Source organism: Saccharothrix sp. ST-888, assembly GCF_000955975.1.
In the GTDB taxonomy this organism is placed as follows: Bacteria; Actinomycetota; Actinomycetes; order Streptomycetales; family Streptomycetaceae; genus Kitasatospora.
In genome coordinates this window covers 1-352 of the sequence record NZ_JYJF01000600.1, presented here as the reverse complement: position 1 = coordinate 352, position 352 = coordinate 1, and the positions used below count along the sequence as shown (strand labels likewise).

Genomic DNA, 352 nt, shown 5'->3' with positions numbered 1-352 from the left:
GTGCGGAAGCGGCCCCCCAGACTATCAACCCGGGCCCGGTGCTCGATCAGGCCATGCGGGGAATCGCTGCCAGCCAGGCCGTCGGACCGGGAGATGTGCACGCCGCGAACCTCGCCGCCCCACGCCCGAGCGTCGATCCGGGCCGCAGGGCGGAGCAGCGTGCCGCCCTCGGGCCCGCCCGTGCGCCCGACCACGATCCGCTCCCCCGCCTGCCCGCTGCGCCCGCTCCCCTGCTCCTCCCGCTCCCGCTGCCGGTCCTCCTCCACCCGGTCCGCCGTCCAGCGCAGCCCCACCCCGCCCCGCGCGCTCAGCTTGCCGCGGCGCAACCACCTGCCCCCCCCCCCCTCGACCT

1 pseudogene is annotated in these 352 nt (G+C 78.1%); it reads right to left on the bottom strand.

Annotated features, from left to right (window positions below):
- Positions 1-326 (bottom strand): annotated as a pseudogene (locus UK12_RS33915) (histidine kinase); the annotation flags it as partial.
- Positions 327-352 lie beyond the last annotated feature (26 nt).